15 protein-coding genes are annotated in these 14629 nt (G+C 65.4%); 10 read left to right on the top strand and 5 right to left on the bottom strand.

Annotated elements, in window-relative coordinates:
• Positions 1 to 163: 163 nt before the first annotated feature.
• Positions 164 to 1204 (top strand): PLP-dependent cysteine synthase family protein, encoded by a 1041-nt coding sequence (locus K1T73_RS00385; RefSeq protein WP_220602042.1) that lies wholly within the window; start codon positions 164 to 166, stop codon positions 1202 to 1204.
• A 12-nt stretch (positions 1205 to 1216) separates the two neighbouring features.
• Here the strand turns inward: K1T73_RS00385 and K1T73_RS00380 are convergent, their stop codons facing one another.
• From K1T73_RS00380 to K1T73_RS00370, 3 genes are read right to left on the bottom strand one after another with little or no spacing between them, the layout of a single operon-like run.
• Positions 1217 to 1687 carry a nucleoside deaminase gene (locus K1T73_RS00380; RefSeq protein ID WP_220602041.1) on the bottom strand — a complete coding sequence of 157 codons (471 nt, stop codon included), beginning with the start codon at positions 1685 to 1687 and terminating at the stop codon, positions 1217 to 1219.
• Positions 1687 to 2391, bottom strand: a complete 705-nt coding sequence (locus tag K1T73_RS00375; protein WP_220602040.1) for a hypothetical protein — start codon at positions 2389 to 2391, stop codon at positions 1687 to 1689. The genes K1T73_RS00380 and K1T73_RS00375 overlap by 1 nt, the downstream gene beginning before the upstream one ends.
• Before the next feature lie 14 nt (positions 2392 to 2405).
• Complete coding sequence (locus tag K1T73_RS00370; RefSeq protein ID WP_220602039.1) at positions 2406 to 2639, bottom strand: hypothetical protein; 234 nt, start codon at positions 2637 to 2639, stop codon at positions 2406 to 2408.
• Between the two features lie 194 nt (positions 2640 to 2833).
• Between K1T73_RS00370 and K1T73_RS00365 the strand changes: the two genes are divergently transcribed.
• Entirely contained in the window at positions 2834 to 3361 is a 528-nt protein-coding gene (locus tag K1T73_RS00365; protein WP_220602038.1) for a hypothetical protein, read from the top strand.
• A 54-nt stretch (positions 3362 to 3415) separates the two neighbouring features.
• Here K1T73_RS00365 and K1T73_RS00360 read toward each other — a convergent pair whose 3' ends face one another.
• Complete coding sequence (locus tag K1T73_RS00360) at positions 3416 to 4417, bottom strand: P1 family peptidase (RefSeq protein ID WP_220602037.1); 1002 nt, start codon at positions 4415 to 4417, stop codon at positions 3416 to 3418.
• 103 nt (positions 4418 to 4520) lie between these two features.
• Here K1T73_RS00360 and K1T73_RS00355 point away from each other — a divergent pair, with 103 nt between their 5' ends.
• From K1T73_RS00355 to K1T73_RS00320, 8 genes are all read left to right on the top strand, one after another.
• Positions 4521 to 6149 carry an amidohydrolase gene (locus tag K1T73_RS00355; RefSeq protein WP_220602036.1) on the top strand — a complete coding sequence of 543 codons (1629 nt, stop codon included), beginning with the start codon at positions 4521 to 4523 and terminating at the stop codon, positions 6147 to 6149.
• A gap of 45 nt (positions 6150 to 6194) precedes the next feature.
• Positions 6195 to 7781 carry an ABC transporter substrate-binding protein gene (locus tag K1T73_RS00350; protein ID WP_220602035.1) on the top strand — a complete coding sequence of 529 codons (1587 nt, stop codon included), beginning with the start codon at positions 6195 to 6197 and terminating at the stop codon, positions 7779 to 7781.
• A 70-nt stretch (positions 7782 to 7851) separates the two neighbouring features.
• Positions 7852 to 8787, top strand: a complete 936-nt coding sequence (locus K1T73_RS00345; protein WP_220602034.1) for an ABC transporter permease — start codon at positions 7852 to 7854, stop codon at positions 8785 to 8787.
• Positions 8784 to 9611, top strand: coding sequence for an ABC transporter permease (locus K1T73_RS00340; protein WP_220602033.1), 828 nt, complete (start codon positions 8784 to 8786; stop codon positions 9609 to 9611). The genes K1T73_RS00345 and K1T73_RS00340 overlap by 4 nt, the downstream gene beginning before the upstream one ends.
• The gene (locus K1T73_RS00335) at positions 9604 to 10542 is read left to right on the top strand and encodes an ABC transporter ATP-binding protein (RefSeq protein WP_220602032.1); all 939 of its coding nucleotides are present in this window, start codon (positions 9604 to 9606) and stop codon (positions 10540 to 10542) included. The genes K1T73_RS00340 and K1T73_RS00335 overlap by 8 nt, the downstream gene beginning before the upstream one ends.
• The gene (locus K1T73_RS00330; RefSeq protein ID WP_220602031.1) at positions 10539 to 11510 is read left to right on the top strand and encodes an ABC transporter ATP-binding protein; all 972 of its coding nucleotides are present in this window, start codon (positions 10539 to 10541) and stop codon (positions 11508 to 11510) included. The genes K1T73_RS00335 and K1T73_RS00330 overlap by 4 nt, the downstream gene beginning before the upstream one ends.
• Positions 11507 to 12166: a ribonuclease HII gene (locus tag K1T73_RS00325; protein WP_259400371.1), complete on the top strand. Its 660-nt coding sequence runs from the start codon at positions 11507 to 11509 to the stop codon at positions 12164 to 12166. Before K1T73_RS00330 ends, K1T73_RS00325 begins: the two co-directional genes overlap by 4 nt.
• Positions 12167 to 12257: 91 nt before the next feature.
• Positions 12258 to 13373, top strand: coding sequence for a site-specific DNA-methyltransferase (locus tag K1T73_RS00320; protein WP_220602030.1), 1116 nt, complete (start codon positions 12258 to 12260; stop codon positions 13371 to 13373).
• A gap of 120 nt (positions 13374 to 13493) precedes the next feature.
• On the opposite strand, the gene K1T73_RS00315 is transcribed toward K1T73_RS00320, so the two are convergent.
• On the bottom strand, positions 13494 to 14627 hold the full coding sequence (locus K1T73_RS00315; protein ID WP_220602029.1) for an alkane 1-monooxygenase: 1134 nt from the start codon (positions 14625 to 14627) through the stop codon (positions 13494 to 13496).
• Positions 14628 to 14629: the final 2 nt, after the last annotated feature.

The raw sequence follows: 14629 nt of genomic DNA, 5'->3' as shown, positions 1-14629 counted from the left end.
AATCCGCGGCATCTGCTGCTTTGGGCGTAAAGTAGCTTTCACTCCAATAGCCAAGAGCTGAGACCACATACATCGAGCGCAAGGGGAGCAAAGCCGCTCCCCGCCCTTCCTCACCCATCCCCCGAATGATAGAGCCACAACCGAACCTTCGAGGAGTGCGACAATGCGCAGTTGGGTGTCAGACGCGGTGGCGAAGATCGAGGCGGAGTATCACCGCTCGGCGGATACGCATCTGTTCAAGCTCGATCTGCCGAAGCTCGAGGGGGTGGATATCTACCTCAAGGACGAGAGCACCCATCCGACCGGCAGTCTCAAGCACAGGCTGGCGCGGTCGCTTTTCCTCTATGCGCTGTGCAACGGGAAGATCGGGCCGGAGACGGTGATCGTGGAGGCGTCCTCGGGCAGCACGGCGGTGTCGGAGGCGTATTTCGCGCGGATGCTGGGGCTGCGCTTCATCGCGGTGATGCCCAAGAGCACGGCGCAGAGCAAGATCGCCAACATCACGCTCAACGGCGGCGAGTGTCATTTCGTCGACAGCGCGCCCGAGATGCATGATGCGGCGGTCGCGCTCGCGCGGGAAACGGGCGGATATTTCATGGACCAGTTCCTTCATGCCGAGCGGGCGACGGACTGGAGGGGCAACAACAACATCGCCGAGAGCATATTCCGCCAGATGGAGCGGGAGGCGCGGCCGGTACCGCATACCATCGTCATGAGTGCCGGCACGGGTGGCACCTCGGCCACGCTGGGCCGTTACGTCCGGTTCCGGGGCTTCGACACGCGGCTGGTGGTGGTCGACCCGGAGAATTCGGTTTTCTACGACAGCTACAGGACAGGCGATACCGAGCTTGTTGCGCAATGTTCGAGCCGCATCGAGGGGATCGGGCGGCCACGGGTCGAGAAATCGTTTCAGCCCGATGTGATCGACGACATGATGCAGGTGCCCGACGCGGCGAGCGTGGCGGCGATCCACTGGCTCGAGCGGCTGATCGGGCGCAAGGCGGGGGCATCGACGGGGACGAACCTGTGGGGCGCGCTCGAGGTGGCGCGGGACATGGTCGCGCGGGGCGAGCGCGGATCGGTCGTGACGCTCATGTGCGACGGGGGCGAGCGGTATCTCGATACGTATTACGATGCCGACTGGGTGGCGCGGTGCATCGGCGATGTGCGTCCCTACCTGGAGACGCTGGAAGGGTGGCTCTGATCCCCTTGAGGGCTAACGCCTGCTGCGCGCGTGGAGGGCGCGGATGGGTTCGGCATAGGCGTCGAAGGGACCCGTGACGGGGATGTCCGGCGCGACCTCGGGGATCGGGCGCGGCGTGAAGGCGGGCGGGGCGGCGCCCAACTCCTGCGACCAGGCGCGAAGCTGTTCGGAGGAGGTGGCGTAGACGATCGGACCGAGCCCCGCCAGCGCGTGCGCCGTCGCGCACATCGGGCAATGTTCACCGGAGGTGTAGACGGTCGCCCGGCGGCGCGCGTCGGGATCGAGGTTGCGCCCCGCCCAGCGCGCGAGCGCGATCTCGGGGTGATGGCAGGGGTCGAGCGAATTGGCGCGGTTGCGATCCTCGTGGAGGATCGTGCCGTCCTCGGCCACGAGGACCGAACCGAAGGGATGATCTCCCGCCTCGACCGCCTCGGTGGCAAGTTCGAGGCAGCGGTCGAGATATGGCCTGTGGTCGCGTGTCATCAGATCACCCTTATCACGTCCTTGTCGATGGCGAGCACGTAGCCCTGCCGTGCGATGTTCTTGACCAGCAACTCGCTCACGAGCTGGTTGCCCAGCGTGTCGCGCAGGCGCTTGATCCGGGTGGCGCCGGCGGCCTCTTCGCAATCGGCGGCGGAGCGGCCCGAGATCATCGCCTCGATCTCGGCGCCCGAGAGAATGTCGCCGTCCATCCGCGCCTCGGCCAGCACCGAGAGGGTCTCGAGCGCGGCGTCGGTGAGCTTGAAGCCCATGTTGTTGAGATAGACCGCCTTTTCGGAGCGGCTGATGAGGAGCGAGCTGACCTGGATGCCGGATCGTTCGATCTGGGCCATGCGGCGGTTGAGCGCGATGAGCATGATGAGGAACACCACCGCCGCGATGAGCAGCGAGGCGGCGAAAACCAGCAGCACGAAGATGACCATCCGGTAGCTGACCAGCGTCTCCGAGAAGGCGGTGCCGGACAGTGCGAGGATCTCGAGCAGCTTGATCTCGGCGTCCGACGTGAGCGCGTCGTTCTCGACGAAGATCCGCTCGACCCGCGCGTTGAAAGCGTTGGCGTCGGGCAGCGAGACGAAGATGAAGACCGCCGCGAGCGTCAGGATCGCGACGATGGCCGCGACGCCGATGATGACGACACGGTTGCCCGACTTGCGCGCCTCGGCGGCGGTGGTCGTGGTCTCTTGCATGGGCCCTCCGCGCGTCAGGTCTCGGAGACCGACAGGACCTTGAGCAGGGTCAGGCCGGCCGCCGCGAGCCGGGCCTGCAACGCCTCGGTGGCCGCCGCGACAGTGCAGGGCCCGTCGATCTGGGCCACATCATAGTAAAGCTCGAGCGGGTTGTCGCGCTTGGCCTTGTATTCCACCCGGCATCCGGCATGGGCGGGTGCGCCGATGAGCACGGAGACGAGGGCGAGGAGGAAGGTCATGTGTTTCATGGCCCGAAGATGCGCGAGCTCGCGCGGCTATTCAATATCCGATGCCGGCAAAGGGGACGTTATCCGATAACGGGGCCGGGATATTGCCTGTCCGGTGCGGCCCGCCCGAGAATTGATCCATCGATGCCCGCGGCCTCACGCGTCGCCGGGCAGGGAGAGCCAACAGGGACATCGTTCCCGGAAAGGATCGGATCATGAGAGATCGCATTCAGACGAAGTTCATCGTCCTCATCTCGGTCGTGGCGCTGGTGGTGACGGGTCTCAGCACCGTGCCGGCGCGCGCCGACAATCGCGAGGCCGCGCAGTGGATCGCCGGGATCGCGGCCGTCGCGATCATCGGTGCGGCCATCGCGGATGCCAACAAGAAGAAGAAACGCGAGCGTCGGCAACGCGCGCACGATTACGGCCACGGCGTGCCGGGCAACCGGGGCCATGCCTACGGACACAGCAAGGGCTGGTCGGACAAGCACGGCCATGCGCGGCCCCTGCCGCAGGAGGTGCGGCGCAAGCTGCTGCCTGGTCGCTGCCTCGTGCGGGGCGAGACGCGGCGCGGCGCGGTGCGCGGCTTCGGGCGTCACTGTCTCAACCGGCATTATGCCTACACCAACAGCCTGCCCGAGCGCTGCGCCGTGCGCGCGCTCAACCGAAATGGCGAGTATCGCAGGGTGATCTATCGCCAGCGCTGCCTGGGCAAGTACGGATACGAGGTCGCGCGCCGCTAAACGGGGTCGCGAATCGAGCGGGAGAAGGCGCGCGATTGCGCCTCTTTTCTTATATTACGTCGCCGGAAGGCGAAGCGCCTTCACGCTGGTCCCGGCGGTGCGGGAGGCGTCGAAACCCGTCATGTCGAGGGCCATGAGAAGCGAATTGACGATGGCTTCCTCGGTGGCTTCGATGGCGGCCTCGAAGAACGGCGAGAGGTCGGACTGTGGCAGGGCGGCCGGATCGCGCGGCGGTGTGGCGAAGGCCAGCGCGTAGTCGCCCGAGCCGTGGCTCAGCGCCGCGCCGGTGCGGGCAAGGCCGCCGAATGCGCGACGGGCGAGCCGGGTCAGGCCGGGCGCCGAGAGGGGTGCGTCGGTGGCGAGCACGATGACGATGGAGCCGTCGGCATCGGCCTTCGTGGGTGCGTGTGGCACCGGCCTGCCGTCGATACGCAGCGATCCCCCGAAGTTCGACTGCACGAGCACGCCCAGCATGTGCCCCGACACGCGGCGCGAGGCGGTGCCGATCCCGCCTTTCAGGCCGAAGGCCACGGTGCCGGTTCCCGCGCCGACGGCCCCTTCCGAAACAGGCCCTGTTTCGGCGGAATCGAGTGCTTTGCGCATCTCCGCGACCGTCGGGCGCGATGCGCGGATGTCGTTGAGCCGTGAATCGTTCGTCTCGCCCACGACGGCGTTGATCGAGGTCACGCTCTCGTTGCCGGGCTGGGCCAGAGTGTGCGCGATGAGCGCCTCGATCGCGCGGCCGGTGGCGAGCGTGTTGGTGAGCAGGATGGGCGTTTCGATCTCGCCCAGCTCGGCGATCTGCGTGGCGCCGGCGAACTTGCCGAAGCCGTTCAGCACGGCAAGGCCGGCGGGACATTTGCGCGCGAAGACGTTGCCGGGATGCGGCAAGATGGCGGTGGCGCCCGTGCGTGTCCGGTCGCCTTCGATCAGGGTGCAATGCCCGACCATGACACCGGGCACATCGGTGATCGCGTTGAGCGGCCCGGTGGGATGATGGCCGATCTCGATGCCGTGATCGCGCAGGCGGGAGCGCGCGCCGGAAGATGGGGTCATGGCGGAACCATAAATAAAATTATAGGAAACAGAATTTCCTTTGCGATCCTCACAGTGCCGCGCGAGGATCGTGGCGACAAGGGGGACAGATGGGGATTCGCTAATGTCAGCGGCGATCAGTGCCGACGTGATCCTGCATAATGGCAAGATCTGGCGGGGCCACGATGAAGGTGTTTGCGCGGCGCTGGCGATCTGGGGGGACCGGATCCTGGCGACGGGAAGCGACGACGATATCATGGCGCTTCGCGGACCCGATACGGAGGTCGTGGACCTCGGGGGACGGTTCGCGACGCCGGGCCTCAACGACAACCATCTGCACCTGATGCCGCTTGGCCTGACGATGAGCTGGGTCGATGCGAGCCCGGACGCGCATCCGACGCTGAAATCCCTGCAAGCCGCCCTGCGCAAGCGGGCGGAGGAGACGCCCGAGGGTGGCTGGGTGATGGCGCGGGGCTATGACCAGGTGAAGCTCGATATCGGGCGGCACCCGGATCGCAGCGAACTGGACGAGGCCGTGCCGGATCGGCCCGTCGTGCTGGTGCGGGCCTGCGGGCATGTGACGCTGGGCAATTCGAAAGCCTTCGAAATGGCCGGGATCGACGAGACCACGCCGGCCCCCGCCGGTGGCGTGATCGAGAAGGTGAACGGGCGGCTGACGGGGTTGCTGGCCGAGAACGCGCAGGGCCTCCTGCGCGATGCGCCGCCGCGCCCGAGCGTGGACGAGCTGATCGACGCGGCCGAGCGGGCCGGGGAATACCTTCTGTCGCGGGGCATCACCTCGTGCATGGAGGCCGCGGCGGGGATGACGGCGGGCATGGCCGAGATGCAGGCCTATCACCTGGCCAAGCGCGACGGGCGGTTGCCGGTTCGCGTCTGGCTCGTCCTCCTGGGCGATCCCGAGACGTCGATCGTCGAGGAGTGTCACGCGGCGGGCCTGGTGTCGGGCGTGGGCGACGAGATGCTGCGCGTGGGCGGCGTGAAGATTTTTCTCGACGGGTCCACCGGGGGCCGGACCGCGTGGATGAAGGAGCCCTATGCCGGCGAGGATGCGACGACCGGCGTTCAGATCCTGGGCGACGCGGAGCTTGACGACCTCGTGCTGCGCTATGTCGGGCAGGGATACCAGATGGCCTGTCACGCGATCGGGGACGCGGCGATCGAACAGTTGATCACCGCCTACGAGAAGGCCAATGCCGCCCATCCCGACCGCAGGCACCGCCACCGGATCGAGCATTGCGGCTATTCCGACGCGGGCCAGCACGAGCGGATGAAGGCCGCGGGCATCATTCCGGCGCCGCAGCAGGTGTTCCTTTACGATTTCGGCAACAGCTATGCCTCGGTCCTCGGGGGCAACCGGGCGCATTCGGCCTATCCGCTCAGGACGTGGACCGACATGGGGTTCCGCCCCTCGACCGGAAGCGATGCGCCGGTGTGCAAGCCCGACCCGTGGCCGAATATCTACACCATGATCACGCGCAAGACATGGGACGGCACCGTCATGGACGAGGGCCAGCGCGTGACCATCGGGGAGGCGCTGCGCGCCTATACGGAATACGGCGCCTATTCGCAGAATGCCGAAGGCGAGAAGGGCCGCCTGATCCCCGGTCAGCTTGCCGATATCGCGGTCTTCTCGCGCGATATGCTCACGGCGGAGCCGGAGGAGATCCTGCATGATACCCATTGCGTGATGACGCTGCTGGGAGGAAGGATCGTGCATCGGACCGACTCGTGACGGGGGCGGCGAAACACCAAACAAACCACCAGCAAGGAGAGTAAAATGAAAGCACTCACATTATCCGCAGCACTGATGATCGGTGCCGCGACGAGCGTCTGGGCGCAGGAGCCGCAGAGCGGCGGCACGCTCAACTTCACCGCGCCCTACGGGTCGACCTTCGGGACGATGGATATCCAGTCGTCCTCGTCGGTGCAGGACGAGTTCCCCGCGAAGGCCATTCACCGCAGTCTCTATGACTGGAACTCGGAGACCGGAAAGCCCGAGCTCGAACTGGCCACGGATGTCGAGGTCTCGGATGACGGACGTACCTTCACCTACACGCTGCGCGACGCGACGTTCCACAATGGCAAGGAACTGACCACCGACGACGTGATCTATTCCTACAAGCGGATGGCGACGCCGGACAATTCCTTTGCCTCGGCGCGGTATTTCACCAATGTCGAGGGGATCGAGGCGTTTCAGGACGGATCCTCCGAGAATATCGCGGGCCTGAAGAAGATCGACGACAAGACCTTCTCGATCACCTTCACCGGCAAGACCGAGCCGGGCTACGACCTGATGCGGGTCAACGCGGCGATCTATCCCGAGGGTGCGGGCGAAGACGAGGGGTTCATGACCAATCCCGTCGGCCTGGGGCCGTTCAAGTTTGTCGAGAACATCCCCGGCAGCAAGATCGTGGTGGAGAAATACGAGGATTTCTACGAGGAGGGAAAACCCTATCTCGACACGGTGAACCTCGTCCTGCTTGCGGACGCATCGGCGCGTGACGTGGCCTTCCGCAACGGCGAGATCGACGTGTCGGTCCTTGGGCCGTCGCAATACGTGGCCTACCAGGCCGATCCGAACCTCAAGGACCACATCCTCGAGGTGGCCGAGGTCTATACCCGCAACGTGGGTTTCAATCCCGAGTTCGAACCGTTCAGCAAGAAGGAGGTGCGGCAGGCGTTCAACCACGCGATCAACACCGACCTGATCATCGAGCGGCTGGTCAAGAACAAGGCCTATCGCGCCACGGGGTTCCTGCCCATCTCGTCGCCCGCCTATGACGAGAGCGCCGAGCCCTACGAGTATGACGTGGAGAAGGCCAAGCAGCTTCTGGCCGATGCGGGATATCCCGACGGGTTCGACGTGACGATCACGGCGACGCAGAACGAGAGCTGGGGCCTGACCATCGTGGAGGCGATCATCCCGATGCTGCGCGAGGCGGGCATCCGCGTCACGGCCGAGCCGGTCGAGGCATCCGTTCTGGGCGAGCGCGTGCCCGGGGGTGACTTCCAGTCGTTCATGTGGTCGAACGTGTCGGGACCGGATCCGTTCGCGGTCATGACGAGCTTCCACTCGGACACGCCGGTCAGCTCGGGCAACTACTGGCGCTTCGACAACGAGGAGTTCGACAAGCTCTACGAGCAGGCGCGGGACGAGAACGATCCCGAGAAGCGCACGGACCTGCTGCGCCAGGCCAACAACATCATCCAGGATGAAGCGCCGATGTGGTTCTTCAACTACAACAAGGCCGTGATGGCCTATCAGCCCTGGGTGCACGGCTTGCAGGCCAACGCGACGGAACTCGCGATCCAGAACTACGAGGATATCTGGATCGACGACAGTGCGCCGGAATCGCGCAAGTAAGGTCTGAACGACAACGGGCCCGGCGGCGCCTTCCCGCGCGCCGCCGGGCCAACCCCGGAGGACCGGCCCCATGCTGCGTTTCACGATCAGGCGCATCCTGCAGATGATACCGACGATCCTCGCGGTCGCGCTTCTCATCTTCGTCATCTTCAGCATCATCCCCGGCAGTTTCGCCTCGAGCCTCATGTCGGATGGCCGCGGCGGCGCGGATCCCGAGACGCTCGCGCGGATCAAGGCGGAATTCGGCCTCGACAAGCCGGTCTATGTCCGGTTCTACGAATATATCGTCGGGATCCTGAAGCTTGATCTCGGCATGTCCTTCCGGTTCCGCGAGCCGGTGACGGACGTGATCGGATCGCGCATCTGGGCATCCTTCGTGCTGTCGGTGGCGGCCATGGCCTTCGCCATCGTGATCGGCGTCCCGCTGGGGTTCATCGCGGCGCTGCGGCCGGGGAGCATCCTCGACACCTCGACCATGATCGGGGCCGTCTCGGGCCTGTCGCTGCCGCAATTCTGGCTGGGCCTGCTGCTCATGTATTTCTTCGCGCTGCAACTCGGCTGGTTGCCGAGTTTCGGCTATGGCGGCGGGGATTGGCGATACCTGATCCTGCCGGCGATCACGCTGGGCGTGACGCCTCTCGCGCTCTTGGCGCGGACGACGCGGGCGGGCGTTCTGGAGATCATGAACGAGGATTTCATCCGCACCGCCCATTCCAAGGGGATGAGCAACAGCCGCGTGGTCCGCTGGCACCTCCTGCGCAACGTCATGGTCCTTGTCATCACGACGATCGGGTTGCAGTTCGGCTCGATGATGGGACAGGCCGTGGTGATCGAGAAGCTGTTCGCGTGGCCCGGCATCGGCCTTCTGCTGGTCGACAGCGTGGCCATTCGCGACATTCCGGTGGTGCAGGGCACGATCCTCGTGATCGTGGTGTGGTTCCTGCTGATCAACACCTTCGTGGACATCATCTATGCGGCCATCGACCCGAGGATCAAGCAGACATGAGGTATCTCAACTTCAACCTGATCGTGGGGGGCATCCTGACGCTCGTGGTCTGCGTGGGCGCGATCTTCGCGCCGCTGCTGACGCCCTACGATCCGGTCTATGACGCCAACCTGATGAACGCCGAACTGCCGCCGAGCAGCGAATTCTGGTTCGGCACGGACGAGCAGGGGCGCGATATCTTCACCCGCGTCCTTTATGGCGCGCGCATCTCGCTCACCGTGGGAATCGTGAGCCAGATCATCAACTCGGTCATCGGCCTCGCGCTGGGGATCTCGGCGGCCTATTGGGGCGGCTGGTGGGACGACCTGGTCAACGGGCTCACCAACCTGATGCTGGCCATTCCGTCGCTGATCTTCGCGCTGGCGATCATGGCGATCCTCGGGCCCGGCCTCACGAGCCTTCTGATCGCGCTGGGGCTCACCAACTGGTCCTGGACCTGCCGGATCGCGCGGTCCTCGACCCTGTCGCTCAAGGGGCAGGGATACGTGCAGGCGGCGCAGACGCTGGGTTACGGCGATATCCGCATCATGGCGACGCAGCTTCTGCCGAACATGGTGGGGCCGATCCTCGTCATCTCGACGCTGGGGATCGGGGCGGCGGTCCTGGCCGAGGCGGCGCTGTCGTTCCTGGGCCTCGGCATCCGTCCGCCCTTCCCGAGCTGGGGCAGCATGCTGACCAACGCGCGCGAGCTGATCGCGATCGCGCCCTGGGCGACGGTGTTTCCGGGCCTCGCGATCTTCGTCACGGTTCTCGGGTTCAACCTTCTGGGCGACGGGCTTCGCGATCTGCTCGACCCGCATATGAGGACACGGACCAATGACTGATTCCGCGCCCCTCCTGGAGTTGAAGAACCTGCATGTGGGCCTTCCGGCGCGGCACGGCACGGTGGATATCGTGCGCGACGTGAGCTTCGCGATCATGCCGGGCGAGGCGTTCGGCCTCGTGGGTGAAAGCGGGTCCGGCAAGAGCCTGACCGCGCTGTCGCTGATCCGGCTTCTGAAGAAGCCGCTCAAGGTGTCGCGCGGCGAGATCCTGTTCAAGGGGGAGGATCTGCGCGGTCTGTCGGACAAGGCGATGCGCAACCTGCGGGGCGACCGGATCGCGATGATCTTCCAGGAGCCGATGACCGCGCTCAACCCGCTCAAGACCGTGGGGCGGCAGATCGCGGAGATGTTCGTGCTGCACCGGGGCAAGGGCTGGGCCGAGGCGGAGCGGATGGCGGTGGACGCGCTGGCGCAGGTCAAGGTGCCGGCGCCCGAGGAGCGGGTGAAGGCCTATCCCCACCAGATGTCGGGGGGAATGCGCCAGCGGGTGATGATCGCGATCGCGCTTGCCTGCGACCCGGACCTCCTGATCGCGGACGAGCCGACGACGGCGCTTGACGTGACGGTGCAGGACGAGGTGCTGAAGCTCATCGCCGAACTGTGTTCGGCGCGGGGAACGGCGGTGCTCCTGATCTCGCACGACCTGGGGGTCATCGCGAACATGTGCCAGCGAATCGGCGTGATGTATTCCGGGCGGCTGGTCGAGGAGCGCGACACCTACGACCTTTTCACCGACCCGCAGCATCCCTATACCAAGGGTCTTCTGGGCGCGCTGCCGCGCCTGGGATCGCGGCATGGCGAAGCGGGGCGTGCGCGGCTGGTGGATATCGACAGCCTGATCGAGGATCGCGAGAGCCTGTTGCAGGAATTCTATTTCGAACCGCGCAACCCCGAGCGTGATCCGCGCAAGCGGGCGGAGGCGGCAGGATGAAGGACATGACGGCGGAGCCGATCCTCGATATTCGCGATCTGCATGTGCATTTTCCCATCGGCGCGCAGTTCCTGGCGCGCAACAAGCGGACGCTGCACGCGGTGAGCGGCGTGAACCTGTCGTTGGCCAAGGGTGAATGCCTGTCCATCGTGGGCGAGTCGGGCTGCGGGAAGTCCACCACGGCGCTGGCGGTGATGGGTTTGCAGGAACCCACGTCGGGCGACATCCTGTTCGAGGGGCGCTCCATCGTGGGCGAGAACGCCCCGAACCGGATGGAGCGGGCGCGGATCGCGCAGATGGTGTTCCAGGATCCCTATGCCTCGCTCAACCCGCGGCAGACGGTGCGCCGGTCGCTGGCCGCGCCGCTGCGCCTGCATGGCGTCACGAGCAAGAGCGAGCTTGACGACCGGGTCGAGGATATCCTGAGGAAGGTCGACCTGAAGCCCGAGCACGCCGCGCGCTTTCCGCACGAGTTCTCGGGCGGGCAGAGGCAGCGCATCGGCATCGCGCGGGCGCTGATCCTCGATCCGCAGATCCTGATGCTGGACGAGCCCGTGTCGGCGCTCGACGTGTCGGTGCGGGCGCAGATCATCAACCTCCTGCTGGACCTGCAGGAGGACCTGTCGCTGTCCTTCGTGATGATCAGTCACGACCTCGGCGTGGTGGAGCATATGAGCGACCGCGTCGCAGTCATGTATTTCGGGCAGATCGTCGAGCTGGGGCCGTGGAACGCGATCTTCGCCAATCCGACGCATCCCTATACCCGCAAGCTCATCTCGACCATCCCCGATCCCGACACGGTCCTGCATCCCGACCGGGTGGCCGTGGCCAAGTCGGATGTCGCGCCGCCCGACGGCTATCGCTTCCACCCCGAGACGGTGGGGCGGCCGGATGTCTATGCCAAGCCCGAGCCGTCGGAGCTGATCGAGATCGGACCGGGCCATTTCGTCCGGTGTCAGCCGGCATGAGGGAGACGATGTGCGACAAGACGGATGCCGGGCCGCATTTCGACCTCGAGCGCGAGGCGATGGCGGCGGGTCACATGATCGTCGCCGGGGTGGACGAGGTGGGGCGCGGCCCGCTGGCCGGGCCGGTCGTGGCGGCGGCCGTGGTCCTCGACGTGGTGCGGATCCCGGCCGGGCTGAACGATTCCAAGAAGCTGACCCATGCGCGGCGCCTTGCCCTGCATGACGAGATCGTCGCGGTGGCGCATGTGTCGGTGGCCGAGGCCAGCGTCGCGGAGATCGACGAGATCAACATCCTGCGCGCCTCGCATCTCGCGATGGAGCGGGCGGTGGCCGGACTGCCGGTCATGCCCGACCTCGCGCTGATCGACGGCAACCTTCTGCCGCGCAACCTGAGCGTGCCGGCGCGGGCCGTCATCCGCGGCGATGGCATTTCCCAGTCGATCGCGGCGGCCTCGATCGTGGCGAAAATACGGCGAGATCATGTCATGCGGGATTTGGCGCAACACTATCCCGGATACGGCTGGGAGACGAACGCGGGTTATCCCTCCAAAAGCCACAGGGAGGCGCTTCGAAATCTCGGTGTCAGCCCACACCATAGACGTTCCTTCCGGCCTGTGCACAATATCTTGTATCAAGAAGATTTTGTAAGTGACTGATTCAAAAAAGAAATTGACCGCGAATCAGCTTTGACTCATCCTTGACCTCAACGACCAGAGCGCATGAAGGCGCCGGGGACAGAGGCAGAAGATGACGACAAAGACGAAGGCCGGGAGTGCGCGGGCGCTTCCCCTGAACACGATTCTCGACGGTGATTGCATCGAGGTGATGGACACGCTTCCCGAAGCGTCGGTCGATCTCATCTTTGCCGATCCGCCCTACAACCTCCAGCTCAAGGGCGAGTTGCATCGGCCCGACAACAGCCAGGTGGACGCGGTGGACGATGCCTGGGACCAGTTCGCCTCCTTCGCGGCCTATGACAAGTTCACGCGGGACTGGCTCCGCGCCGCGCGGCGCGTCCTGAAGCCCGGCGGTGCGATCTGGGTGATCGGCTCCTACCACAACATATTCCGCGTGGGCGCGGCGTTGCAGGATGCGGGGTTCTGGATCCTCAACGACGTGGTCTGGCGCAAGTCGAACCCGATGCCGAACTTTCGCGGCAAGCGCCTCACCAATGCGCACGAGACGATGATCTGGGCCAGCAAGGAAGAGGGTGGCAAATACACCTTCAACTACGAGGCGCTGAAATCGCTCAATGAAGGTATCCAGATGCGCAGCGACTGGGTTCTGCCGATCTGCACCGGGCACGAGCGCCTGAAGGACGCCGATGGCGGCAAGGCGCATCCGACGCAAAAGCCCGAGAGCCTGCTGCACCGGGTTCTGGTGGGCACGACCAATCCCGGCGACGTGGTGCTCGACCCGTTCTTCGGGACCGGCACGACGGGGGCCGTGGCCAAGATGCTGGGCCGCGATTACATCGGGATCGAGCGCGAGGCGTCCTATCGCGAGGTGGCCGAGAAGCGGCTGTCGAAGGTGCGCAAATATGACCGCGAGGCGTTGCAGGTGAGCACCTCGAAGCGCGCCGAGCCGCGCGTGCCCTTCGGGCAGTTGATCGAGCGGGGCATGTTGCGGCCGGGCGAGAGCCTCTATTCGATGAACAACCGGCACAAGGCCAAGGTGCGCGCCGACGGCACGCTGATCGGGGATGACGTGAAAGGGTCGATCCACCAGGTCGGTGCGGCGCTGGAAGGCGCGCCGAGCTGCAACGGCTGGACCTACTGGTGCATCCAGAAGGACGGGAAGCGCGTGCCGATCGACGTCTTCCGCCAGCAGATCCGCGCCGAAATGGCCGAGCGGCCGAACTGAGCCTTCAAGGGACAAGCAAGAACACCGCCGGTGCCTGTGGCCTGACATGGGTGCTAAACTGACGGCCCCGCCCTTCGTGGTGGGGCCTTTTTTCCTGTCGGGCAGGGAGTGACCCGAAGGTCAGCGCGGCGCCGGGTTGAGCGCCTTGTTGTAGGGTTTCCAGTCGGTGACTTCGGGATAGTAGGTCTTGCGCCATTGCCGCACGCGGGGGTTCATCACGCGGCGCCAGAGGGGCGGCACCATCGCGGCCATGGTCATGAGAGGATAGCCGTAGGGCAGTTGCGGCGCATCGTCCTCGGTGTGGTTTTGCAGGAGCGGGAAGCGGCGGTCGGGCTTGTAATGGTGGTCCGAATGGCGTTGCAGGTTGATCAGGAGCCAGTTCGAAGCCTTGTGCGCGGCGTTCCAGCTATGGCGTGGCTGGACGTGTTCGTAGCGTCCGTCGCCCAGGTGCTTGCGGGTGAGGCCGTAATGTTCGACGTAGTTCACCAGCTCGAGCTGCCAGATCGCGATGAAGGCCTGCCACAGGAACAGGAGCAGCCCCGCCACGCCGCCCAGCAGGATCGCGATGAGGATCATCCCCGCCTGCATGGCCCAATAGCGGAAGAAGGGGTTCGAAAGGTCGGTCCACCGCTTGCCCTTGCGCGCGAGCATCGCCTTTTCCGCGTTGAACGCCGAAACGTAGCATTGCCGCAGCACGCGCGGGAAGAAGCGGTGGAAGCCTTCGTTGTAGCGTGCCGTCACCGGGTCGCGCGGGGTGGCGACATAGCGGTGATGGACGAGCATGTGTTCGGAGCGGAAATGCGAGTAGAGCACCATCGCGAGAAGGGCCTCGGACAAGAGGCGCTCGCCCCGCGGTTTCTGGTGCATGAGCTCGTGGCTGTAGTTGATGCCCACGGTGCCGGTGATCACGCCGACCCCGAAGAAGAGCACGACCGCCTCGAGCGTCGAGAGGTGATCGGCGGCGGGCACGTACCAGAGCAGCCAGCACAGGAGCGTGAATTGCACCGGCGCCCAGATGAGCGTGATGGCGCGATACCAGAAAAGGTCGGCCTCGGGGGTGTCGACGTCCTTGTTCTCGAGGTTGAGCCCCACGAAGGCGTCGAGGATCGTGAAGAGATACCATGTTGCCAGCGGCAGGAGGATCACGGTCCATCCGCCCGCGAGCGCGCCCAGGATCGCCAGCGGCACGAGCAGCAGCGACATCCAGAAGGGGAGCGCGCTTCGGATATGGGCGACGGGGGTTGCGGTGGACATGG

Source organism: Roseovarius sp. SCSIO 43702, assembly GCF_019599045.1.
In the GTDB taxonomy this organism is placed as follows: domain Bacteria; phylum Pseudomonadota; class Alphaproteobacteria; order Rhodobacterales; family Rhodobacteraceae; genus Roseovarius.
The sequence above is the reverse complement of the archived record's forward strand: the minus strand, read 5'-3'. Positions and strand labels throughout refer to the sequence as shown.